The sequence below is a fragment of the Tateyamaria omphalii genome, assembly GCF_014651375.1.
Classification (GTDB): Bacteria; Pseudomonadota; Alphaproteobacteria; order Rhodobacterales; family Rhodobacteraceae; genus Tateyamaria; species Tateyamaria omphalii.
This window is the reverse complement of sequence record NZ_BMWT01000001.1, coordinates 608,037-633,941: the sequence shown is the minus strand read 5'-3', so window position 1 is coordinate 633,941 and position 25,905 is coordinate 608,037. Positions and strand designations below refer to the sequence as shown.

Below are 25,905 nucleotides of genomic sequence, written 5' to 3'. Positions count from 1 at the left end.
GGAATACGCCCCCTACGCAAATGGCCATCCGGCCAACTTAGGAAACACTTGATGTTCAACGAGACGAAAAAATCCATGCAGTGGGGCGAAGAAACGCTCACACTGGAAACTGGCAAGGTCGCCCGTCAGGCGGACGGGTCCGTCATTGCCACGCTGGGCGAAACCAGCGTCATGGCGAACGTAACCTTCGCCAAGCAATCCAAGCCCGGCCAGGACTTCTTTCCCCTGACCGTCCACTACCAGGAAAAATACTACGCTGCGGGCAAGATCCCCGGCGGCTTCTTCAAGCGTGAGGCCCGGCCTACCGAGAAAGAAACCCTGACCGCCCGTCTGATCGACCGTCCGATCCGCCCCCTGTTTGTCCCCGGCTTCAAAAACGAAGTGCTGGTGATGTGCACCGTGCTGTCGCACGATCTGGTCAATGACCCCGACATCGTCGCAATGATTGCGGCCTCCGCCGCCCTGACCATCTCGGGCGCGCCATTCATGGGCCCCATCGCTGGTGCACGTGTTGGTTTCGAGGATGGCGAATACATCCTGAACCCAACTGTCGACGACATGCAGGACCTGCGCCTGAACCCCGAGCAGCGCCTCGATCTGGTTGTCGCCGGCACCAAAGACGCCGTGATGATGGTAGAATCCGAAGCCTATGAACTCAGCGAAGCTGAAATGCTGGGCGCGGTGAACTTCGCACACGAACAGATCCAGCCCGTGATCGACCTGATCATTTCGCTGGCCGAAGAATCGGCCAAAGAACCGTTCGACTTCCAAGCGCCCGACTACTCGGAGCTGTACGAAGCGGTCAAAGCCGCAGGCGAAACGCAAATGCGTGCCGCCTTCGCCATCAGCGACAAGCAAGAGCGCACCAGCGCAGTCGCCGCTGCACGCGAAGCGATCGTCGCTGCGCTGACCGAAGAGCAAGTGGAAGACGCCAACCTCGGCTCGGCCATGAAGAAGCTCGAAGCGTCCATCCTGCGCGGTGATGTTGTCAAAACCGGCACCCGCATCGACGGTCGCAAAACGGACGAAATCCGAGATATCGTCTGCCAGACGGGCCTCCTGCCCCGGACCCACGGCTCGGCCCTCTTCACCCGTGGTGAGACGCAAGGGCTGGTCGTAACCACGCTGGGCACCGGCGATGACGAACAGTTCATCGACGCGCTGCACGGAAACTTCAAATCCAACTTCCTGCTGCACTACAACTTCCCCCCCTACTCAGTGGGTGAAGCGGGTCGCGTGGGCCCTCCCGGACGCCGCGAAATCGGTCACGGCAAACTGGCATGGCGCGCATTGCAAGCGGTCCTGCCTGCCAGCACCGACTTCCCCTACACCGTGCGTCTGGTGTCGGAAATCACCGAATCCAACGGCTCGTCCTCGATGGCGTCGGTCTGCGGTGGCTCGCTGTCGATGATGGATGCGGGCGTGCCGCTGAAATCGGCAGTCGCAGGTGTGGCCATGGGCCTGATCCTCGAAGAGGACGGCAGCTACGCCATCCTGTCCGACATCCTCGGTGACGAAGATCACCTTGGTGACATGGACTTCAAAGTGGCGGGCACCGAAAACGGCATCACGTCGTTGCAGATGGACATCAAGATCGCAGGCATCACGCCCGAGATCATGGAGAAAGCCCTCGCACAGGCCAAAGACGGCCGGATGCATATCCTGGGCGAAATGGGCAAAGCCATCACCGGCGCTGCCGAATTCTCCGTCCACGCGCCACGCATCGAAACGATGCAAGTGCCCACGGACAAAATTCGTGAGGTTATCGGTTCCGGCGGTAAAGTGATCCGCGAGATTGTCGAAGTGTCAGGCGCCAAGGTCGACATCAACGACGACGGCATCATCAAGATCGCATCGCCGAATGGCGACTCGATCAAGAAGGCCTACGACATGATCCACTCGATCGTGGCCGAACCCGAAGAGGGTGCCATCTATACCGGCACCGTCGTGAAGATTGTCGACTTCGGCGCCTTCGTGAACTTCTTCGGCAAGCGCGACGGACTTGTGCACGTGTCCCAGATTGAAAACCGCCGCCTGAACCATCCTTCTGACGTTCTGAAGGAAGGCCAAGAGGTCAAGGTCAAGCTCTTGGGCTTCGATGATCGTGGAAAGGTCCGCCTGTCGATGAAAGTCGTCGATCAGGAAACCGGCGAAGAGATCAAAAAAGAAGAGCCAGCAGCAGAGTAAGCAAGCTTACTCGGAACCGGCTCAGGGCCTCGGCGGACACGCCGAGGCCTTCTTGTTTGTCTGAACCTACCGTGGTTACAGACGCATACATCCGGAGACTGGTGCGTTTTCGCCACGGGTCCTTGATGGCAAGGACAGACCTGCATTTCGACGGAGATCTCGCCTTCTACCAAAGGCAAAGCATTGGACTCGGGCGCCTCCCTCGTCAGACATCTCAGTGCCGCTATTGAATGGCGCAGCGGTCTTTGCATCTCGCACCAATTTTGATGCAGTTGGAGGATTTTATGAAGCGATATTTCTTTATCATGAAAACGATGACTTAAGTGTGCGGCTTAACGCTGCTTGCGGGCCACTCATCCATGTAAATGCAGCTTGTGTCATGCATGCCGAAGGGCGTAGCAGCGCACGCACTCCGTCGACGGTCGCATTCAAAGCCTTTCACATGGGTCAGTCGGCGTTATATGCCATGCGCAAACACAAAAGGCCGATGCCGCGGGTATTTTGGGGTTGGACAGTTCTACTGAACTTTATTTCGCCTCTTAATCTGCTTTCCGCAAGTAAACGCGCGAAAGCAATCGGCTTCGCCAAGGGTGTCTTTAGCCCCAAATTACCACGACAACCGGAATCTGAAGGATGACTTTGTCGTCTGTATGGAAGGTCTGCCACGAGCCAATTCGTTTGGTTCGACGGTCGCTTACTTTCTCACATGGATTGATATGACTTTTTCTGAACCCCCAGCCCCCTGACCACGATGTCGCTTTGGTGCGGAAACGCTAGACTTGTTCAGGGACGCAAAACGTCGCCCATATCAAAGCTGCAGTTTATGTGATCTGTACCACCGATGGGCTGCAGGTCAGCCACATACTCACACTCAAACATCTTGTTGAAAACCGCTATGGCACCACAGTTGTATCCAACTTAACGCTGCCTGAACATGACCGCGAAAGGTTGCTGTCGTGCCGTGAAAATACATTGAACGCGAGAATTTCAGGGATGATTCAGGTGGGTACCGGGATGGCGTGCTGTCTCTGGTGGATTCTTTGGAGACGATAGATCGTCTTGTTTGTCAAACGGTTACGCCCAGTATCCTCTACCAGACAAGTCCAATTGGCTGACAGACGCAGAAGCGCTCGGCGTAGATCTCGCCGGTGCGGTTTCAAACTGCGGGATACCAGGAGTACTGCGTGAAGATTTCTTGTCGCTCAAATGGGGCTACAAAACCGCACATCCTGCTTTTCACTATTGTTCGCTCGCGCTTAGCTTTGCACCCGGTTTGCTCAAGTCGCCCAAGTTTGAAAGGTTTCGGCGCCATTTCCGTCTAGACAAAGACAAGTCACGGGTTGTGCGTCGTGCTGAAACTGGACTGTTTCAATGTGCAACCAAGGTATCGATTCTCACGGCGTTCACATATCGCCTCACGCCAAACATCAGGCGCGCGAAGATATGGCTGTGCGTCTGCATGAAGGGTCACTTCGGAACATAGTTCCCACACACGGACCGCGGAGATACGATCTCGCGATCTGCATTGAGGTGCTCGAACACCTTGCTACCTGAAGATGCGGAAGGACAAGTGGTTTGGGGGCCTAAAATAGCGCTGCGCAAGTAACTCGTTGATCAGTTGCACAGCGCTGCTCTTCTTACTCCGGTGCCTTGGTCTTGCGCAGATAGGGCAACACGGTTTCGAACTCTCCGAACTTCGCCTTCGCGTCTTCGTTCGAAACGGTCGGCGGGATGATCACATCTTCGCCTGGCACCCAGTTCGCTGGCGTCGCAACACCCTTTGACGACATCTGTAGACCGTCCAACGCGCGCAATATCTCGGCGAAATTCCGGCCAACGGTCATTGGGTACGTCATCGAGAGCTTCAATTGCTTGTCAGGGCCAATAATGAAAACAGATCTCACCGTCGCGCTGTCCGCAGGCGTGCGACCATCGGGCAAGTAGGCCTCTGCAGGCAGCATATCAAAGGCCTTAGACACTTCCAGACCCACGTCAGCAATGATTGGGAACCCAGCCGTTGCGCCGGACACCTGCTCAATATCACTTTTCCACTTCTTGTGATCTTCAACACCATCCACGGACACACCGATTACCTTCGTCCCGCGCTTTTCCCACTCATCTGCCAACTGGGCAACGGCGCCGAATTCGGTAGTGCAGACAGGGGTGAAATCCTTGGGGTGCGAGAACAGGATGGCCCAGCTATCGCCAACCCAATCGTGCAGGGAGATGGTTCCGTGATCCGTTTCAACCTTCAAATCGGGAATCGTGTCGTTAATGCGCAAGCCCATGGCGTCCTCCGTAGGGATAGTAGTGGCCAAGGCAACCTAAGTCATCGCGCACACCTTTTCATCCCCCCATCTTGCCGCCAATGCAGGCCAGTGCCACATTCCACTCAAACCTCTGGGAGAGACCAATGCTGGAAAAACGCGAATTCTACATCAACGGCCAATGGGTGGCACCGCTGAACGGAACTGATCACAACGTGATCGACCCATCAACCGAAGACCCAACCGCCGTCATTTCGCTTGGCGGCACAGAAGACGCGGAAGCGGCCGTCGCGGCTGCTAAAGCCGCCTTTCCAAGCTGGATGGCAACCCCTGTAGAAGAACGCATTGCACTGGTCGAAAAGCTTATCGAAGTGTACCAAACGCGTGCCGAAGACTTGGCGCAGGCCATGTCTTCCGAAATGGGCGCCCCCGTTGATATGTCGCGCAGCCAGCAAGTCGGCGCTGGCACCTACCACCTGAAGAACTTCATCCGGGCGGCCAAGTCCTTCGACTTTATCAAACCCTTGGGGGATCACGCTCCAGGCGACCGGATCATTTACGAGCCAGTCGGTGTTGCAGCCCTCATCACCCCATGGAACTGGCCTATGAACCAGGTCACGCTCAAAGTGGGCGCCGCCGCAATTGCGGGCTGCACCATGGTCCTGAAACCCTCGGAGGAATCCCCGCTGAACGCCATGATCTTTGCCGAAATGATGGACGAAGCGGGCTTCCCCCCCGGTGTCTTCAACCTCGTGAACGGCGATGGTCCTGGCGTGGGCACAGTCCTATCAGGGCATCCGGATGTAGACATGGTCAGCTTTACCGGCTCATCCCGCGCGGGTCGCCTGATTTCGAAAAATGCAGCTGAAACGTTGAAGCGTGTGCATCTGGAACTGGGTGGCAAAGGGGCGAACGTCATCTTTGAGGATGCCGACGAAAAGGCGGTCAAACGCGGCGTCTTGCACATGATGAACAACACCGGGCAATCGTGTAATGCTCCGTCCCGCATGCTTGTCCAGCGCGGCAAGTATGACGCTGCCGTAGAAGAAGCAGCAGCGGTCGCAAACAAAGTCAAAGTTGGTCCGGCTTCCGAAGAAGGGCGGCACATTGGCCCGGTCGTGAACGAAGTGCAGTGGACTAAGATCCAGGATCTGATTCAGAAGGGCATTGATGAAGGAGCCAAACTGGTTGCTGGCGGCACGGGCCGGCCCGAAGGCTTCAACAAAGGCTATTACGTTCGTCCGACTGTCTTTGCCGATGTGAACAACGAGATGACCATCGCACGTGAAGAGATTTTTGGACCTGTCCTGTCCATCATCCCCTTCGAGACCGAGGAAGAAGCGATCCAGATCGCCAATGACACTCCCTATGGCCTTACCAACTATGTCCAAACACAGGACGGGGCGCGGCTCAATCGGATGGCCAAGGCGCTCCGCTCGGGGATGGTCGAAATGAATGGCACATCACGGGCTGCGGGCTCTCCCTTTGGTGGCATGAAACAGTCCGGCAATGGACGTGAAGGCGGTGTATGGGGAATCGAAGACTTCCTCGAAGTCAAAGCCGTATCCGGTTGGGCGGCCGAATAGAAACACGCGCTGTTCATCGTGCCGTAAAATCTGAAGAAGGCGCAGCCGTAGGCGCGCGCCTTCAGCGCTTCCATACTGACGCTGGAACAACATCAGGGTTCGGAAGGCTTTAGCCAGTCACTCCTTCAACCCAAGCGGGCTGATCACTCTCGTGCTCATGAAACGAATTGCGCACCACGGGATCGTCATCCAGACATTGCGCATTGATGGGAAAGCTCGCATCGGGCGACAGCGGCTCGCCCAATGACGTCCCGCATTTCCGGCAAAACGACCGGTGATAGGTAAAGGGTGGTTCCGGACGCACCGTCTCGATCTTGGCCTCACCGGAAATCAAAGTGAACTGATCTCGGTCCACGAACACAATGGTCGATGTGCCCAACTTACGGCACCGCGAACAGTGACACGTCCCCATCATCTTGGGTGTCCCACGGATGGCGAATTTCACCGATCCGCACATGCAACTCCCCTTGATCTCCATATGTCATCTCCCGTTGTTCAGTGATTGCATGGCTGACTTAAGGGTCCCATGCTGACAGCATGGTGTCAGCATTGATCGCTTAGGCTGTCATCCAAGCACGGAGGCACAGATGCGGCGCGGCGACAGATTGTTTGAAATCATCGAAATCCTGCGTCGTGCCCGCAGCCCCATCTCGGCAGAGACCATTGGAGCGGAACTGGAAGTAACAAAACGCACTGTCTATCGGGACATCTCTGCCCTCATGGCACAACGCGTCCCAATTCGCGGAGAAGCCGGTGTCGGCTATGTGCTTGAACAGGGGTATCACATGCCCCCGCTGATGCTGACATCGGATGAGATCGAGGCTGCTGTCCTAGGCGCGCAATGGGTGCAAACCCGGGGCGAACCGGATCTCGTCACCGCAGCGACCAGCCTGATTGCCAAGATCGCCGCCGTGACACCTGATACCTCGCAACACTTCTTTGTGGAACCGAACACAAGTGTCGCTCCGGTCGCGCCATCCGCTGAGGTTTTCAGTGCATCCGAAATCCGCTGCGCTATTCGTGAACGCCTCAAGATCGCCCTGACCTATGCTGATGGAACCGGGGCCACGACAGATCGGGTGATCTGGCCGATCTTGGTTGGCTATCGTGATGCTGGACGGATCATCGCCGCGTGGTGTGAGCTGCGTCAGGCTTTCCGCTACTTCCGGAGCGACCGCATCGCCACTGCGAAGGTGCTGACCGAGCGAATTCCGCGCCGCATGGACATCCTACGGCGCGAGTGGAGGGCCGCAATGGATGTGGAACGCGCGCGGTTCAACACTCTATCTGGCAAAAAGGAAAGCGAATGACATCTCGGACGGAACGCTCAATCCCGGCCAGGTCACTAGCTCTTACAGCGGGCTTCGGTTGCAACCTGCTTGCGACCCAGATCGGTGACTGATGCATCCCGAAGCGCATTTTCCGCTTGCCCCCGCCTCGTGTGCGGAACATCGCCTGCGTATGGGCGATGTACCGCCTCCTTTTTGCCGGGGCGTCCCAAAAACTGGTTACGGAAAAATGTAATCACTGCTAATTTTTCGACATAAGCTACGGCAAGAAGCCATTTAAACCAACAACTTACTCAAGCTCCCGCCTAGATTAGGGGTATCCAGCTTGAGTTTGGAAACTTCAATATCGTCCGGATGGTCGGCCACCCCCTTGCATCAAGGGCTCGCCTGAGTGTTCGGAACAAATCCTCAAGGCAACCACCCGAACCATTTTATGGGACGTTTGAGACTCTCGGTTTGTGGCTTCTTCTTCGCAGCTTTGCTTTGCCCGGCGCGCCAAAAGGCCACGGGTGTTTTTGACACGCTCGGATTCAAACAAGACCGAGCTTAGATTTGGAGCACTAAATGAGCACTGAATTTTTGGAATCGACGGACGAAGGGATTTTCTTCGAGTTCGATGCCGGCCCCTTTATCGTCGATCAGGATGTGACGATCACAAATACAAATAGCACTCGTGCCGCGGCAATTCGGATCGATAGCATCTCTGGTGCCAATCTGACCAACTTCGGGACAGTCGAAGGCGACGGAGAAGGCATCAACGCCACAGTTTCGGAAAGCACCTTCCTCAATCAACGGGGAACCATCAGCGGATCAGCGACCGGCCTCAACTTGACGGGCCTCGGGAATACCATTGTAAATAGTACTTTCTCTGAGATTTCTGGCCACACGGCAATCAAGAACACAGGATTCGGCAGCACGATTTCCAATTCGGGTCAAATCAGGGGCGCCTTCAATGGAGTTGGCATCAATGATGAAGGCGAGGATAACTACATCCTGAACCGAGGCTCAATTTTTGGTGGAATAGGCATCAATGTCTCGTCTGACAATATTGAAATCGTGAATTGGCAATCCATCTCCGGCACCAGCTTTGGTATTTACTTTGACTATAACGCGGTCGGCGGCATCGTCGTGAACAACGGGTTCATAGGTGCTACTGGAACCGCCTTCGGAAGTGACGGCGTCAGAGGCAACGATAACGCACAAACGGTCATCAACAACGGCGTCATCGAAGGAGGTGTTCGTTTGGAAGGTGGAGATGACCTGTTTGACGGACGCAACGGAGAGTCAACCAGTGTTAATGGTGGCAGCGGCAACGACACATTGTTGGGTGGGGATGACTCTGACGACTTCATCGGCGCCTGGGGCAACGACAGTATGTCAGGCGGTGCCGGCGACGATTCGCTTGCAGGCGGAGACGGAAACGACACTCTGTATGGCGATGAGGGTGATGATACGCTCATTGGACAGGACGATGATGACCTCATCTTCGGTGGCGCGGGCAACGATGATTTGAGCGGTGGTCGTGGAAACGACACAGTGTTCGGCGGAACAGGTCGGGATAAGTTGCTCGGCTGGCAAGGAAACGACAGCCTAAGGGGTGGTCAGGGCAACGACACCATTTGGGGCTTCGACGGCGACGACACTTTATTCGGCGATGAAGGCAATGACTTTCTCTCGGGGGAGAGGCAAAACGATATCCTGTCCGGTGGTGATGGAAACGACACGCTGCATGGCGATGAAGGTGATGACAGTCTGTTCGGCATGAACGACGACGACCTCATGTATGGCGGCGACGGTAATGACGAAATGTCCGGCGGTTTGGGCAATGACACGATGGACGGCGAAAATGGTCGGGACAGGTTGTTTGGTCGCGACGGCAATGACAGCTTGAGAGGCGGTCAGGACAACGACACGATCTACGGCAATGAAGGCGAAGACAGTTTGTTTGGCGACGAGGGCGACGACACTTTGTTCGGCGGCTCTAAAAACGATGTCGTCTCAGGCGGGGACGGTAACGACAGACTGTATGGTGAGGACGGTGATGACCGGCTGTTTGGCCTAGATGGCGATGACAACATGATTGGCGGCCAAGGCAATGACCAGATGTTCGGCGGTCTGGGCAATGACACTATGTCAGGAGGTGCCGGTCAAGATACACTGTTTGGTAGGGACGGCAACGACACCTTGGGTGGTGGTCAGGGCAACGACGTCCTTTACGGAAACGAAGGCAATGATTTCTTGTACGGTGAAGAGGGCAACGACTTTCTAACCGGCGGAGCTGGTCAAGATACCATGAGTGGCGGCTCAGGAAATGACACATTTGTATTCAACGCATTGAGTGACAGCGCTGTCGAATTTGCAGAAACTGACATCATTCAATACTTCGAAAGTGGCCGGGACAAAATCGACATCAGAGGCCTTGATGGAACCGGCACATTCACCATCGTTGATGACTTTTCCGGCTCCGGAAGCGGTGAGATTCGCATAGATATACAAGATTTCCTCGGAGCACATGTCTTGATAGACACCGATGGCGATGGCGAAGCGGATACAGCGTTTCGCTTGGAATTCTCATCCGATCTAAGCATTGACGACTTCATTTTCTGAGTCGCTCATCAAAAGTCCCGGCGCTTTTGGCGCCGGGACTCTCTTCTTGAAAGTGCCAGAAAAAGACAGAGGGATTAGCGCGTGATCTACCGCCTGAGCCTCTCGTTCAAAACTTGGCAACGATGTTTATGAATGCGCCTCGGTCATCATAGGTCAAGTCCGTCAAATCATCGCTGAAGTTGGTAAAGTTGTAGCCAACGCCGAGTTTCACATTCTTGCCCAGGTGCCGGTAAATCGCAGCAAGCCCACCCACTTCGGTCACCCCGGCGTCTTTTAGATCCAGGGCGCGCAATTCAAACAGGGCATCCCATTTACTGACCACGTGCCAGCGCGTGTTGAGGATGGCGAGAACCGCATCGTTCGACGAGTACTCATCATTCACACTGTCCGCACTGTCCGTAAATCGCGCGCCAAACTTACCCCCGATGCTCCAAAACCTGTTGATGTCATATTCGGCGTCCACGCTGAAGACATGCGATCGTTGCACCGGACCCGGTGTGTCACTGCCGTCAACCTGCTGGCCGAAGCTGTCATCCAGGTACCGATAGCGCATCAATACATTCAGGCGTTCATTGTAGATCGGACGGTAGGCATATCCGAACGACAGATCGGTAAAGTCGCTGTCAGGTGCAATGCCGCTATTGCCATCGGTATCAGACACCTTGGCGTAAAAGACCAATCGCTGGCTTTCATCCAACTTGTAGCTACCTGAGCCGGTGAACAACCACGTGTCGCTGTTTCGGTTTGAATTGCTGCGCTCTCCATCCTCGTTGCGGAATTCGAGCCGCGCTTTGCCTTCGAATTGTTCGTTCTGGTACTGAATACCAAGGGACAGCGCATAACGATCGAAATCGCCGTTTACGCTGTCACGCACCTGACCGGTTTCAAAGGCCGTCACGAAAGACAGGCGTTCCGTCGGTTCATAGGTGACACCATAGGCTGTCGTCAGGCTTTCATAGCGACCAAAGCGATCAAAGCTGTTCTCGCCGAACATGGTGACAGTGCCGCTGACCCGCCGTTCACCACCCGAGATGAATCGGCCCCGGGACGGCCCAGTCTCGGAACGAGTCAGACCGGAAATCTCACGGCTGGGATCAAGCTCGTATCCGAAATAGGTGTTCCCCTCTTCTCCACGGTCGTTGCGCAGCAGGATACGGCCGCCCGTACCGCCATCACCCTCGGACAACTCGCCTTCAACCTCCCAGGTTTCAGCCCAGCGATAGCTGCCCCCGATACCGATACGGTCATTCTCCTCAAGCGTGCCGGACCGACTTAACGTCTCTTGGCCATAAACATACCACGACAGATTGTCGTTGGGCTTGTACGTCAAACGCACAACGGCGTCCGTCCGCTGCCCATCACCCGATCCTGAAACACCTTCCCGGTCTAGGTTTTCGAGGCCAAAGCCAAGGGTCACACGATCCGACAGGGCATATTCGGCCTCGATTCCACCTTCTCGATCCGTTTTGCCGCCGTCTTGTTTGAAGCTGTCAAAATACAAAGAGATGTTCAGCCGTTCTGACACCTCAGCATCCAGAGCAAAGCCCCACAACGTCTCATCCGCAGTGGTCGAGTAGTCCAGTGTCGTGAAGCCCTCGGACCTTTCCTCGAAATAAGCGCTGATCGAACCCTCTGCGGCCAAACCCAGATCGCCAAGGGCCGCGCGACCCTCGATCTTATAGGCCTCACCTCGACCACCGCTGGCTGGTGTTTCATCGAACACAAGCCCGCCGTCAGTTGAGGTATCAAACCCAAAGCCCGGACCATCAGACCATGCGTATTCCGCGCTCAGATACGTGTCCTCGTTCAATTGATACCGTAGATCAACGCCATAAGAATCCTGAGTGCCAAGCCCGGTTTCTTCGCTTTGCAAAGTTGCACCCAGACGGAACCGATCCGCCGCCCAGACTTCCCCGCGCAGACCATATGAAAACGCATCTACGTCACCAGCATCTGGGGTAAATTCATATTGTGCGACCAGATTGACATCGGCCGCGCCGCCAACATCTGTCACAACCAGACCGTTGGACCCGGTGCCGGATTGCAATGGCGCGCTGAGGGTGATGATGCCCTGAATATAGTTGATCGAGTAGTCGCGCCCCGCCACAAGCGATTGCGTTGAGATCACGCGCCCGGTGGTCGCGTCGCGCACCTGTACCAGCAGTGTTTCTGATCCAATGGTCAGATCCTGGCGGCTCAGGAAATACACCGAACCACCTGTGCCACGGAATACATCGCGCTGAGGCAGTGTGTCCTGCTGCGCGGCATAGGCATCCAGCTGCCAGACAGGTTCACCCAGAGACGTCGTGTTGGCGGATTCAAGATGCCCTCGTGCACCATAAAGCGTGCGGTCATTGCGTAGATATGTCGTGTTGGCGATATCAGCGCGCCAGTCACCCCAGACAGCGTAGTTATTGTCTTTCTCAACCCGCAGATAGAATTTGCCAGAGGTCGGCGTGTCATCCACCAACGTGCTGTCGTCGCCGTACGTGGGGTACAGGTCGTCCGGATCAAGCCGGAGAAATGTTGAACGCGGATCACGTTCATCTAAGGTCGAGAAAATCTCGTCCAGATCCCCTTCGCCAGTATCGACTTGGGCGGTCAGCTCAACCCCATTGGCATACCGACCATTGAAGTAGCCAGCGATGCGCCCGCGCTCATACGAGTTGCTGCCGTCGAGGTCGCTGTCAGTGTATCCCAGCGTCAGATCGATCTGGGCTGTATAGAAGGATTCAGATCGTGGGACCTCAACCTCGCGCACAACATCGACGGGCACTGCACCTGCGCCTTGCACCTGCACTCCGATTGCATAGTCGCCCGGTGGAAGGATGCGCTGAATGACAAACGCCCCGGACGGGTCAGGTCGCACAACCTCTCCCAGCGTGGTGACCTGCGCACCGGGCGCCACACTGTTTCCCGATACAGTTACGGAACCGCCATGAACCGGAATACGACGGCGGGCAGTGGCGTCATTGCCGTCGTCGACACCGTCGACAAGCCCTCGGTCATCGCCGCGCGTCAAAGGCAATGGTGTGGTTTCATCATATCTGCCGTTGGCATCATAAACACGATGAACAGCGACAATACTGTCGCCTTCTGGAACGGTGATTGTCACCTGTCCATTGGGTGCAACGTCATAGCGCCCAAGCGTTTTTGGTCCACCACGGGCATTCTGATCCACGATCAGGACCTCGCCACGTGTCACGAAGCCAGGGTAATTCAGTGCGGACTGTAGCGTGACGCTGTCGCCCACACGTCGCTGACCGTCCGGCCCCTCAATTTCCAGATCAAGGCGCGGCGTCACGTCCAGCCCGTCGTACTGAACCCGGACATCTGCCTGTTCCAGCACCTCGTCCACCTTTTTGACCTGGCGTTCGAGCACAGGGTCGTCACCTGCCACCTTGTCCCCGTTCAGGGTGATGACAAAGCCACCATCCTGCGCAAGTGCAGGAAGTGCCGTGCTGCTGAGAAGAAGGGCGGAAGTCGCAATAAACCGTTTCATGTCCGCACTCCTCACTGCAACCGCCGGACGGACCGGTCGACATCAAGCCGATAGGTCCCCCTGCCTCGCCACGCTTTTCTCAGGGCCTCCTCGGCAGTCCTGAGACGCGCGCGGGCCGTCTCGACACTTTCGTCAGCGCGGTAATATCGAAGCTGGATGGCTGAGGGTTCTTGCCGGATTTGTTCCACCAGCGCCTGCAGGCCCTTGATCAAGGCCGCATTCGGTCCGTTGCCGGCAAAGGCCGCAGCAGTTAGGTCAATCTCGACCAAATTGCCCAGCCGCGCACCAAAGTTCAGCTCTGCCAGCTTACCTGCTGTCACGCGGATCACGCGCGGATTTTCCGTCGTCACACGGTAACCAGTTGGCAGCGTCCGGTCGTCCAGCTTGAGTTGGAAATTCGACCCGATTGAACCATCCGGCAGCAAGGCGCATGGAACGTTGAAGCGCCCGTACTTGTCTGTTGTGATAATGTCGCCGCGCGGCGTCACCAGTTTCACGCCCGGCAAGCCTGGCTCACCGCCATCCGCCTTGATTTCGGCAGGTGTCAGTTTCTCAAGCGCCCGCTGCACCGCATAGGAGTTGGCCGAACGCTTCAATGCCTCGGGCGGATCCTGATACCCGTCGCCATTCACGTCATCAAAGACCTTGCCGATGATGTCACCGCAATCAAAGACCGCCTCGGGCGTGACCCGTATCGCAGCAGTCGCAGTGTTTGATACGCGCGCGCCGGTTGGCCCGAGGGCGTAAGCGCTATTGATGTACTCGCCTGGCCCGCCAGTCAGTCTGGCGCTCAAGCGGATCATCACCACCTCTGACGGAGCAAGGGTCTGACCTGGCCATGTGACTGAGCGCCCATTCATCACCGGCTCGGGCGTCGATGCACCGTTGAACGTTGCCGAGCCAGGCAGGAACAAAAGGCCTGGTGGCAATTGGTCCACGAATGTCAGTCCGCTTTCTGCGGTGGTGTTCCGGTTTTCGAAAGTCAGTTCGAACGTCACCACGGAACCACGCTGCAGAATACCGCTGTTGGTTGCGCGTTTTGTCGCGACTATGTCCGATGTGGGCTCACTGCTGGCGACGGCTGCGGAGGCCGTTACAGCCGCTGCGATCCGGTCGGATGTCAGCGAGGCCGTGTTGGTCCCCGAAGGCGATCCGGCGGCCGTGTCATATTGAACGACGATCGTGACCGTACCCGTTTCACCCGGCGCCAGCGACGTGCCCGCGCTCAACGTATTTGTGTCGGATTGACCGTCAAAGGCTCCGTTGGCACCACCTGTGGCAAATCCAGAAGCTGTTGGCGCCCCGACATTGACCAGCGTGGATGGCGTGACAAACACGGTCATGTCGTCCGTCAAAACGAGATCGGCTTGCGTCACGTTGCCGGTGTTTTCAACCGCGATGGTAAAGAGGACTTCAAAGACTGATCCCGAAACGCGCGTCGGCACATTCGCTGTCTTTGTCAGAACAACCGTTGGAACAGCGGTGATCGGCACCAGTGTCGGATCATCCAGTACGTTCCCATCAGTGTCGTCCCCGTCATCCGAATTGTCCGTCACCGGCAGGCCCAGCGGATCATTGCCCGTCGCAGCAAAGATGTTTTGGATGCCCCCCGCGTCGAAATCCTCTTGCGTCAGGGTGTAGGCCACGCTGACGGTTGTGTTTTCACCGGCCCCCAGTTCAGCAAAGCCCGCAAGCGGCGGCGTATCTGGGTCCAGAGGAGTCCCGTCCAGACGCGTCAGCGTGTCGGTGAACACCAGATCGCGCAAGGTCACGTTGCCAAGGTTTTCGATCAGAATGTCAAAGGTGACGGTTTCACCAGGCGCAGTTGGCTCAACGGTTTGGTTGCCCGACGTCTTGGTCACCACCAGTTCTGGCATCGGCAAAATGGTCAGAACAGTTGGATCATCTGTGGTGTTGCCATCCGTATCATCACCATTGTCACCGACATCACTGACGGGAACATTGCCAGGGCCGGGCCCCATGCCCGACACGACAACCACATTCGACAAGCCACCCGCATCCACATCTTCGGTCGTCAGGGTGTACGAGACACGCCAGACTGCCAAACTGCCCGGTGCCAGCGGATCAGCGATGACTCCAACCGGGGTCGCGGGCTGCGTACCGATCACCTCACCGTTGGCACGGCTCAACGTATCGGCAACTGCAAGGCCCGAGACATCCACGTTCCCGGTATTGGCCGCTCGTATTTCGAAGACGACTGTATCACCTGCTTCACTGCCAGTCGTCACAACTGTCTTGGTCACGTCCAGTCGCGGATTCGACGTGATGTCGACAATTGTCGGATCGTCTGTCGTGTTGCCATCACCGTCGTTGCCATTGTCCGACGTATCGCTGACCGTTCCCGTGCCTGCCGGTCCATCGGCCGTGACAGCCGCGGTATTGCTGACCCCACCGGCATTCACGTCGGACTGAGAGAGCACGTAGGTCGCGGAATACTCCCAGACCTCGTCTACATCGAGCAGGTCATCGTTGTTGGCATCCCCCGTCACGAAGGTGAACGGCGTGGTCAGGAATGTGGGTGCACCAGTGTTGATCCGCGTCATCGTGTCGGTGATGCCGGTGACCTCAACGGTCACATTGCCCACGTTCTCGACCCTTAGCGTATATGTGATGGTCGACCCCGGGGTCACGCTTAGCACATCCGCCGTCTTGGTGACTTCCAGCGCCGGGGTGCGTGCAGGTCCTGCCGTGGTCAGTGTATCCTCGACCGTCACGGTGCGGGTGTTGAGCAGATCGCGCGCGGTGACTTGGGCCGTGTTTTCGATACTTCCGCGATCCACATCTTCTTGAGTCACGGTGTAGAGAGCGGCGCAGCTTGTCGTGTCTGTCGCACCCGGATCGAGTGTGGCAATCACACAGCTGAAGCCGGGGATCAGCGGATCCGTGACTGTCACATCAGCCAGAGTGAAGCGTGATGTATTTTCAACCTCGAACCCATAGGACACCGTGCTGCCCACCGCTCCAAACGGCGTTGGGGTGGCGGTTTTGGACAATGCAAGGCTGAGTGGTTCAGTCAGCGGTCCAGGAACGGTAACGCTACTGGTGTCTGGCGTGACTGCTGTACCGGTTGGATCAATCGCCCCTGCCGTGGCCGTGTTGCTGAGGGTGCCGTTGTCAACGTCCTCTTGCGTCACCAAGTAGTCACCAGAACAGGTCAGATCATCGCCTGGTGCCAACGTGTCAGCTTCGCAAACAAGTGCCGGGATCAGCGGGTCCGTGACACTCACATCTGTCAGCGTCTGGTTGCCCGTGTTGCTCAGCACAAAGTCAAAGGTGATCGTGTCGCCTACGTTGGCGAATGACGTTGCAGTGGTAGATTTCACCAACTCAATCATCGGATCGCTTGCCGCAGGCGTTGTCACGCTTGAAACGTCCGAGATCACTGGCGCGGTCAAGCCAGATGCGCTCGTTTCCGCGATGGCTTCGTTAAAGACTTCGCCCGCGTCCAAATCCTCTTGGGTAACTTCGTATGACTGGAGAAGGTCGGTTTCACAGGTCACCGTTTCGCCGGGCCGGAAATCAGGGTCGGCGCCGGTGCTGGAGAAACAGACCAGCGGCGCCGCCAGACGCGCGTCGTTCACAACTACATCATTCACAAAGGCCAAACCGCCGGAGTTGGTGACCGTAAAACGATAGAATAGGCGGTCGCCGACCGTTTCGAACCCACCCGTCCGCACGGTTGCGCCGGTCGCGTCAGTGATCTGAACCAGTTCCTTCGTCACATCTAATGCCGGCGTGGCGGCGTTGGGAATGGTTTCTGTCACTTGCGGGGATGTGGTGGTGCCATCCGAAGCGGATGCGAGGTTGGTGACAGACGTCAGGTCAACATCACCCAGCGTCACCGTGTAGCTTGCACTGCAGACATATGTACCGCCCGGTGCGATGCCATCCGTCGGGAAGGTCGGGCAGATGATATCAGCCGCAGGGATCAGGTTGTCAGTGACCGTGATCGGGGCGGTTAGTGTGACATTGCCCGTATTAGTTACAGTATAGGTGTAATCGACTACGGCACCGACGAAGAACTCGGTGGCTGGATCAACGCTTTCCGCTTCTTTCAACAGCTCCATAGCGGGCGATTGGCTAGCCGGTACAGTTACACTGTCGGTCTGACCCGGCGCGGATCCTACAGCCGCGCTCGCGGTGTTTTCGACTTCACCACGATCCAGATCCTCCTGGGTAACGGTGTAGCTTGCCGTGCAGGTCCGCGTATCGTCTGGCGCCCAGGGCGCCGCGACAGAGACGGGATCGCAGATGGTAGGGGTGATAAGCAACGGATCGGTGATCACGATCGGATCGGTCAGGGTCACGTTGCCGGTGTTGACCAATGTGAATGTGTAGTCGAGCACGTCGTCTACAGCATCGAAACTTGCGTCTGCACCCGTGTATTCTTTGACGAAGCTAAAGGACGGGGCAGCGGCGATGTCCAGGCTTGTCGGTGTATCGTCACCGTCGCCCGGAACACCGTTGTCGGTAATATCCGTTGTTGGCGGCCCGGTGGGCGGGGTGCCACTCACGATCGCAGAGTTTCGAATACCACCGGCATCGAGGTCTTCCTGGACCAGCACGTAAGTGGCCGTGTAGGTGGCCGTCTCACCCACCTGCAACGTCCCTGCAGGCGATCCATCATCGTTCGAGCTGAATATTGGCCCTGTTGCGAGGGTCAGGGATGTCCCGTCCTGCCGCTCCAAGGTGTCAGAGGTAACGTCAACATCTGTCAGGGTGACGTTGCCCGTGTTTTCGATCTCGATGAGGAAGCTGACGGTGTCACCCACAGCCGTTCCGGTGGACGTGATGGTCTTGATCCCTGTCACTCCGGGTGCGGGTGGCACGGTAAAGGTGGTTGGGTTGTCGCTCCCATCGCCGGGAACACCATTGTCCGACAGATCGCTCACAGGCGTGTCGCTTGGGTCTTGCGCCTGAACGAGGACCGAGTTGCTCAACCCTCCGCTATCGATATCCGATTGGGTCAATACGTGGGTGACTTGGTAGGTCCATGTCTCATCCACGTTCAGCGTCACACCGTCTCCGGCGATCAACGCCGGCACTGGCGCGGGCAGGATTGTCTGCCCGTTGCCGTCGCGCAGCGTGTCAGTCAACGTCACCGTATCCAGCGTCACATTGCCGGTGTTAGAGACGGTAATGTCAAAGGTGACACTGTCGCCAACATCTGTTCCAGTACTGGCGCTCACGGTTTTCAAGGCCGTGACCTCTGGGGTTGGACCTTCGACACTGACACTCTGCGTGTCATCGGCAGTGGGCGGCGTCAGACCGCCGGGCGGGGTCGCTGTCCCGGTGACGGCATTGGTCAGATCCGCACCGGCATCCACATCCGCTTGCGTGACCGTGTAGGTCGCGGTCAGAGTGACGCTTTCACCCGGGTCCAGCGTTGCAATCACGCCGCCGCCGCTCAGTGTCAGAGGGGACGTACCAGCCGCGCTCGTGTGACTGTCGGTCAGCGTCACATCGGTCAGGGTCACGTTGCCGGTATTCGTCACAAGATAGCTGTAGGTCAGCTCTTGATCCGCCTGCACATCGGTCGCGTCATCAACAGTCTTGTCGATGGTGAAGGCTGGGCCACGAGTCGCCGGAACTGTCTCAGTCGCTTCGGCACGGTTTGGATCAGTTGGATCAAAAGGAACTTCGCTGCTGGCAACCGAGGCTATGTTTGTGACCTCGCCCGCATCCACGTCATCCTGCGTTGTTTCATAAGTCGCAGTACAAACAATGCTGTCGAGCGGTGCCAAACCACCCGTCGGGAAGGCGGGGCAACTGACGCTGGCAATGCGATCATCGCTTACCGTAGGCTCCGCGGTCAGGGTCACGTTGCCCGTGTTAGAGACTGTGTAACTATAGGTGATGGTCACGCCAGGGGCAGCGAAACTTGTGATATCAGCGTCTTTGACCAGGCTGAATGACGGCTCAGCGTCTGGGCCGTCGACAAGAAGCGGTCCATCATCAGTCACCGGATTTGTCGGATCAGAAATCGGAACCGAAGAGGCACGCGCCACGTTGGTGAAGTCACCTTGATCTACGTCCGCCTGCGTGACGGTGTACAGGAACGTACAGCTCTGATCCTCTTCACCGGGGGCAAGGCCGGGCACGGAACATGTTTCACCCGGCACCAGGTCATCGGTAACGGTCGTCGATGTCAGGGTCACGTTTCCGGTGTTGCGCACCGTCACGGTAAACTCAATCTCTTGCCCAACCACGCTAAAGCTGCTGTCAGGTTCGCTTGCGCTCAGGGCCTTGGTGACCTCGACTGCAGGCGCATCATCTTCGAGCGGCGCAGTAACTGACCCGGTGGCGACCACCGGATCACCATTGGGTGTCACACCCTGTGCAGTCGCCGTATTCACAAGGCTCTGATCATCCACATCTTCCTGCGTGACGGTGTAATCCCCCTCACACAGAAGCTGCGCGCCCGGAGCCAACGTGGCGGGCAAGGTCGCCGCCGGGTCAGTATTCGCCCCACCATCAAAGCAGCTCAGGCTTGCAAGCAACGGGTCTGACACGTCGATGCCGGAAACAGTCGTATCCCCGCTGTTGGTTGTCAGGATCGCGAAGGTGATTGTATCCCCCTCGCCTGCCGGATCAGGTCCGGCTGATACGGATTTGACCACGGACAGCGCGGGATCGTTCACGGCGGGAACGGTTACAGTTGCAGCAGGGGATTGAACGGGTTGCCCCGCAAACACGGTATTGGCCGTGGCCACATTGGTCACGAACCCACCGGGCTGGCCAGCGGCCACCGCGTCCAGGTCTGCTTGCGTAACTACGTACTCTGCTTCACAGGTGATGGACTGCCCCACCAACAACTGCCCCCCAGGAACGGCCGGACAGGTTACCGTCGTTCTGTCGTCATCAACTGTGATTGCGTTGGCAAAGGCAGGCGCCGGTGAGCCCTGCGACGTGTTCTCAACCACATATTCGTAGTTGATCACATCACCTACCGCAGTGAAGTTCGCCTCGATGGCGGTCTTTGTAATGCTAAGCGCCGGGTTTGCCCCGGTTGGAATGGTCTCTGTTGCCGGGTTCGAGGTCACGCCACCTGATGTTGCGGTCGCGTTGTTGGTGACACTGCCAAGCTGGATATCGGCCAAGGTCAGCTCGTACACACCTGTGTAGATTACGCTATCACCCGGCGCGAGACCTGCTGCCGGGAATGGGGCATCGATGGAAATAAACGCAGCCGAAATCAGGTTATCCGTGACCACAGGCTCGGCTGTGATAGTCGTGTTACCCGAGTTGGTGACCGTGTAGCGATAGATCACGTCATTACCCGCAGCAAAGTCGCCAGCAGCCGGGGGCGGGTTTGCGTTTTGGATTGAAACGAACTCCTTCAGCATGGTCAGTGCGGGTGTCTGGACTGCGGGAACGGTCAAAGTGTCCGACGTCGACGGAACCGGAACACCACCGAATGTCGACTGCGGCGAAGCAATGTTGGTAATGCTTCCGGCATCAATCGCAGGCTGGTCTGCGGTCCAGATCAGTTCACAAGTCAGGCTGGCACCCGGAGCCAGATCATCTTCGGAACACAGTTGCGGCGCACCGCCCGCAATCTGGTTGTCAGTAACATTGATAGTGTCCGTGATCGTAACGTTGCCGGTGTTGGTAACCGTGTAAGCGTAGGTCAGCGTGTCACCCGGATTGGTGAAGCTGCTGGCTGAGCTGGCGGCGAGTGCTTTCGAAACTGACAGCGCAGGAGATTGGGCGGCAGTCACGGTCTCGGTTTGCTCGGGCGAAGATGTGGTGATTTCGGTCGGGCCGCCGGGCGTATCCGGCACTACGGTTTGCGTGATGGTCGCGGTGGCACGGTTGAGCACGCTACCGGCATCCAGATCGTCCTGCGTGATCTGGTACGTTGCTGTGCAGGTGAGTGTCGAACCGGGGGCGAGGCCACCGAGTGGCAGCGCCGGGCAGCTTACTGTCGTACGATCGTCTGCGACGGTGATATCCGCTGTCAGCGTGATGTTCCCTGTGTTCGAGACAACGTAGTCATAGCTGACCACGTCGCCCACTGCCGTGAAGTTATCGCCGGCTGTTGCAGTCTTGGTCATATCAATCGACGGCGCCTGTGTCGGGCCAGCCAAAGTGATAGTGTCGGTATCGCTGATGGATGCACCACCCGGTGCGGTGCCCGTAACCTCAACTTCGTTGGTCAGGAACCGCGCGTCCACATCCGTTTGCGTGATGGTATAGCTGTCAGCCAGCGGAGTCGTATCGGCACAGGTGGTGGTTGATGCACCCGGCAGAAGGTCTGCCAACGTACAGGAGAACCCAGTCAGGTCATCGCTCAAACTCAGGTTGCTGAGCGTCACGTTCCCATCGTTGAAGACTTCGAACGTATAAGCCTCTGCACTCGTGACGGCACCAAAAGTCCCTGATCCATCCACCTCGGTCTTCACGACACGCAGCGCCGGATTGGCGGCGGCCACCGTGACAGTTTCGGTGTCGCTGTCCGTGGGCGGTGTAAGGCCGCTGGGAGGAACTGCGGTGCCGCTGACAATGTTTGTCAGATCCGCACCTGCATCAATGTCATCCTGAGTCACCGTGTAAGTCGATGTCAGGGTTACTTCAGCACCGGGCGCAATGTTGCCGGTATCGCCGCCCCCGGAAATGGTCAGTGCCTGAGTGCCCGACGCACTGGTGTGATCGTCCGTCAAGGACACGTTTGTCAGTGTGACGTTGCCGGTGTTTCGGACGCGATAGGAATAGGTAATGACCTGTCCTGCGATCACGTTCACTGCATCATCGGCCTGTTTCTCGACGGTGAAGTCCGCATTGCGACCAATGGCTGGCACAGTGAGTGAACTGCTGTCGCCCGTCGTCCCGGGTGCTGCCACACTCGCGATATTGTTGACTTGCCCGTTGTCCAGATCGGTCTGGGTCACGGGGTAGATGGCCTGACAGGTCGTTGTGTCAGTGGTACTGGGGGCGAGTGTCGGGATGGTGCAGGTCAGGCTGACCAACGGGTCGGTGACGACAATGTCGGTCAATGTCTGTGTACCAGTATTGGCAACCGCAAAACTGTATCGAATCTCATCGCCAACCGCCGAAAACTCTGTCACATTCGCGGTCTTTGACAGGTTGACAGCCCGTGTCGCAGAAGCAGGATCTACCGGCGTAACCTCGGTGTCCGAGGAGGGATCGATGGTGTCGCCCGTGCTGGACATACCGTTCACGGTCGCAATGTTTGTAATCGTCTCCCGATCCAGATCTGCTTGGGTCACCGTGTAGGCACCTGTGCATTCTTGGAAAGCAAGCGGACCGATATTGGTCAGATCGCAAACCAGACCCGGGATCAATGGGTCTGTGACCGTTGCAGATGCAATTGTCTGTTCAGTGTCGTTCGTCACCCGGAACGTGTAAGTGAGAATTTCACCAACGCTGGAGAATTGCGACGGGCCAATCTTGTCCAAGGTAAAAGACGGCGTGATGCCAACTGGCACCGTGGCCTCTGCGGACGGGGATACGACGTCAAACGGGTTGCCGCCATTGTTGCGGGTGAATTGGGCCGTGGCGGTGTTGACCACCTCGCCCGCATCGATCTCGGCTTGGGTCGGGGTCGTGGTTCCGGTACAAGTGACCGAGTTCGGCGTGCCTTGCCCCACCGGGAATATTCGGCCGGTTTGCACACATGTCACCGAACTCAAGCGCGGGTCATTGATGGATATTGTTCTGTTTACGCCAATGGTCCGGTCGCCCACATTGGTCACAGTGAATGTGTAGGTGATAACATCCGACGTGCTCGAAACGCTGGCCAAATCCGCAGTCTTGGTCAGCTCGATCGCATCCGTGCCTGCTTGCGGAACTGTTTCGGTGTCCGAGTTGGATGTTGTTGTCCCATCCGTCGCTGTGGCGGTGTTCGACACGAATCCAAGCGACTCATCAGCCGCAGTGATCGTGTAAACAGCCTGGCATGTCCGCGTCTCTCCAATCAGCAGATCGCCCGTGCCGCAGTCAATCGGGTCAGGGAACCGGTCATCGTTTACCGTCAGCGGAGCCGTGATGGTCGTGTTGCCGGTATTTTCAATTTCATATGTGTAAGTGACCGTTTGCCCCTCAAAGAAATCAACAGCGGGGATCACTGGCGCCAGCTTGTCCAGTGTCAGTTCGGGCATCTGGTCAGCATCGACCGTGACCTGTGCTTGGTCGGACAAAACTTCCGCTGCATCCGGATCATCTGCAGCAGCCGTGGCGATGTTAGTAACTGAGCCTAAATCTACGTCCTCTTGAAGCGTAATGTAGTCATCAGAGGTACACGTTACGCTGGTGCCCGGCAGGATCTCGGTTGCGGTGCAGGTCGCAGACACCTTGTCATCGGTTATGCGCGGGCTGGTCAGGGTAACATTGCCAGTGTTGGTCAGGACATAATCATAGACCAGAGTCACGCCAGCCGCGTCAAAGCTGGTCGCGCTGGTCGCATTAAGCTGCTTGACCAACGTCAGTCCGGTCGTCTGCACAGCGGGGACAGTCACAGAGCCCGATGCACTTGCCGCGACTCCTCCGACGGTGATCGAGGCCGTCACCTCATTCAACACCTCACCAGCGTTCAGATCCGCCTGCTCCACAGCGTAATCCGCAGTACAGATAACAGCGCCATTGGGGGGTATCGCACCCGCAGGACAGCTGACTGTCCCACCAGCATCGGTGATCAAGGCGTCTGTGATCGTTGGTGGACCGGGCCAGGTGACATTGCCCGTATTTGTCACTTCGATCCGGAACTGCAGAACGTCGTCATCACTGTCGAAGTCTTGTTGCAGTGCTGTCTTGGACACCACAAGAGCCGGTGCTGCCGCCGGACCATCTACAGTCTCATCTACGCTACGCGTCAGTGTGGACTGGCCGCGATCTTGCGCATTGGCCGTCGCCGTATTTGTTAGCGGCGTGCCATTCTGGGCAAAGTCGTCCAAGTCTGCCTGCGTGACGGTATAGGTACCAGTGCATGTCAGTGTTTCGGTGGGCAGCAGCGTTGCCTGTGCACAGGACAATGCTGGAATGCGATTGTCTGACACACTCAGGTTCGTCAGGGTTGTGTTGCCAGTGTTTTCCAAGGTGTAGTCGTAGGTGATCACCTCACCCACGACACTGAACGCCGTCTCACGCGCGACCTTGGTGAGCGTCATATCGGCAGACGCCGTGGGACCAGGCAACGTCACGGTGTCTTGAACTTCACCCAACTGGCCAAATTCCGGGTCGCCATTGGCGCGGGCAATATTGGTCAGGCTCTCGTTGTCGATGTCATCCTGAGTGACCGTGTAGGTAGCAGTACAAGTGGCCACCTGAGGCGCACCACCGCCCGTTGTCTCGTTGATGGTTGTGCGATCACAGGATACGGTTCCGCCCTGCTCATCCACTTTGTCATCAAACACGGTCAGATTGTTGATGTTAACCGACCCGATATTTGTGACGGTGTAAGTGTATGTGATGACATCGCCAACGGCGGTATAGTCGGTCGCAGTTGTAGTTTTCTCAAACTCGTAGCCGGGTGCAATCGTGCGCAGCGCTTCATCGCTGAGGCTCTGCCCCCTCCGGAAGTCCCAGAAGTTGTCGTTTGGATCGTCATCCAATACTTGGGTTGTGGTTTGACCGGTCGTCAGCAGACTGTTGAGCAACGTAGGGTTGGTTGAGGTGAACCAGCCTGTGTTGAAACTGTTGTTCCCAAAGCCCGTCTGAAACCCCTGGCTGACAGTACCCGAGTTGTTGGTTCGCTCTGTGGTCAGACCTGACCAGCTACCGACATTCACACCGTTCAAGATCAGGCTGATGTCATTCTCGTCGAACCCACCCGGCTGAGTGTCCCCATCAAAGGCAGAGAAACGGACATGAACCCGTGCAATGGCGCCACCAAAATAGTCCGTGCAGCTTCGAATGCCGCAATCCAACGGAATGGGGTCATTGACGGTAAACGGGTTGCCCCGGAATCGAGTTGGCTGACCGTTCGAGTTGAAGCCACGAAAAGCTCCATTCGGATCACTGAATTGATAGTAGATCTGCCCATTGACTCCCTCCATCACAATGGCGACGCCGCCGGCTTCGGGATATGCACCGGGCAGAGCGATGCTCGTGCCCGGGACGTTGGTCGTGAAGGGTGTGGAGTGCGCTGGAAAAGCTGCAAGAAAAGATACGCAAGCCATAGCCAGCGCCCAATGCAAGGCTCTACTCAGTGTTTTCATCACCATCCCTCATTTTCGCGACCAATGGCAGATTTTCTGCTCGTTTTACGCGAGTACTAATCTTGGAAATTCGATATTTCCGAACTTTGCAACAAACTGGCACCGCCAGCCGCAAGTCATCAACGTTTTTTTCCTCAGATTTTTCCCCCTACGAACTCGGCCAGCGACTGTCGCATGGAAGTCACAACCATGAGGGGTGCCTCGAACGATTTTGCAGAAAATCCGCCACAAGTCGCACTTTATCCCTGTAGAACCGCCACTTTTAGCACT

Annotated in this window: 9 protein-coding genes; 5 read left to right on the top strand and 4 right to left on the bottom strand. The window is 57.0% G+C overall.

Going from position 1 to position 25,905, the window contains the following annotated elements; all coding sequences use genetic code 11:
- Positions 1–51 precede the first annotated feature (51 nt).
- Entirely contained in the window at positions 52–2,187 is a 2,136-nt protein-coding gene (pnp, locus tag IE087_RS02970; RefSeq protein ID WP_189367538.1) for a polyribonucleotide nucleotidyltransferase, read from the top strand.
- A gap of 217 nt (positions 2,188–2,404) precedes the next feature.
- Complete coding sequence (locus IE087_RS02965; RefSeq protein WP_189367536.1) at positions 2,405–2,824, top strand: glycosyltransferase family 2 protein; 420 nt, start codon at positions 2,405–2,407, stop codon at positions 2,822–2,824.
- 1,000 nt (positions 2,825–3,824) lie between these two features.
- On the opposite strand, the gene IE087_RS02960 is transcribed toward IE087_RS02965, so the two are convergent.
- On the bottom strand, positions 3,825–4,475 hold the full coding sequence (locus tag IE087_RS02960; protein WP_189367534.1) for a peroxiredoxin: 651 nt from the start codon (positions 4,473–4,475) through the stop codon (positions 3,825–3,827).
- A 125-nt stretch (positions 4,476–4,600) separates the two neighbouring features.
- On the opposite strand from IE087_RS02960, the gene IE087_RS02955 reads away from it, so the two are divergent.
- Entirely contained in the window at positions 4,601–6,040 is a 1,440-nt protein-coding gene (locus IE087_RS02955) for an aldehyde dehydrogenase family protein (protein WP_189367532.1), read from the top strand.
- A gap of 109 nt (positions 6,041–6,149) precedes the next feature.
- On the opposite strand, the gene IE087_RS02950 is transcribed toward IE087_RS02955, so the two are convergent.
- A complete protein-coding gene (locus IE087_RS02950; protein ID WP_444545916.1) occupies positions 6,150–6,518 on the bottom strand; it encodes a GFA family protein in 369 nt (122 codons plus the stop codon).
- A 109-nt stretch (positions 6,519–6,627) separates the two neighbouring features.
- Between IE087_RS02950 and IE087_RS02945 the strand changes: the two genes are divergently transcribed.
- Positions 6,628–7,350 carry a helix-turn-helix transcriptional regulator gene (locus IE087_RS02945; protein ID WP_189367530.1) on the top strand — a complete coding sequence of 241 codons (723 nt, stop codon included), beginning with the start codon at positions 6,628–6,630 and terminating at the stop codon, positions 7,348–7,350.
- A 543-nt stretch (positions 7,351–7,893) separates the two neighbouring features.
- On the top strand, positions 7,894–9,936 hold the full coding sequence (locus IE087_RS02940) for a calcium-binding protein (protein ID WP_189367529.1): 2,043 nt from the start codon (positions 7,894–7,896) through the stop codon (positions 9,934–9,936).
- A gap of 106 nt (positions 9,937–10,042) precedes the next feature.
- Here the strand turns inward: IE087_RS02940 and IE087_RS02935 are convergent, their stop codons facing one another.
- Positions 10,043–13,438: an RHS repeat domain-containing protein gene (locus IE087_RS02935; RefSeq protein ID WP_189367527.1), complete on the bottom strand. Its 3,396-nt coding sequence runs from the start codon at positions 13,436–13,438 to the stop codon at positions 10,043–10,045.
- 11 nt (positions 13,439–13,449) lie between these two features.
- Positions 13,450–25,635 (bottom strand): beta strand repeat-containing protein, encoded by a 12,186-nt coding sequence (locus tag IE087_RS02930; protein WP_189367525.1) that lies wholly within the window; start codon positions 25,633–25,635, stop codon positions 13,450–13,452.
- Between the last annotated feature and the right edge of the window lie 270 nt (positions 25,636–25,905).

Coding starts and splice junctions, on each gene's coding strand:
- pnp (WP_189367538.1), top strand. CDS start 52: ATGTTCAACGAGACGAAAAAATCCATGCAGTGGGGCGAAGAAACGCTC.
- IE087_RS02960 (WP_189367534.1), bottom strand. CDS start 4,475: ATGGGCTTGCGCATTAACGACACGATTCCCGATTTGAAGGTTGAAACG.
- IE087_RS02955 (WP_189367532.1), top strand. CDS start 4,601: ATGCTGGAAAAACGCGAATTCTACATCAACGGCCAATGGGTGGCACCG.
- IE087_RS02950 (WP_444545916.1), bottom strand. CDS start 6,518: ATGGAGATCAAGGGGAGTTGCATGTGCGGATCGGTGAAATTCGCCATC.
- IE087_RS02945 (WP_189367530.1), top strand. CDS start 6,628: ATGCGGCGCGGCGACAGATTGTTTGAAATCATCGAAATCCTGCGTCGT.
- IE087_RS02940 (WP_189367529.1), top strand. CDS start 7,894: ATGAGCACTGAATTTTTGGAATCGACGGACGAAGGGATTTTCTTCGAG.
- IE087_RS02935 (WP_189367527.1), bottom strand. CDS start 13,438: ATGAAACGGTTTATTGCGACTTCCGCCCTTCTTCTCAGCAGCACGGCA.
- IE087_RS02930 (WP_189367525.1), bottom strand. CDS start 25,635: ATGAAAACACTGAGTAGAGCCTTGCATTGGGCGCTGGCTATGGCTTGC.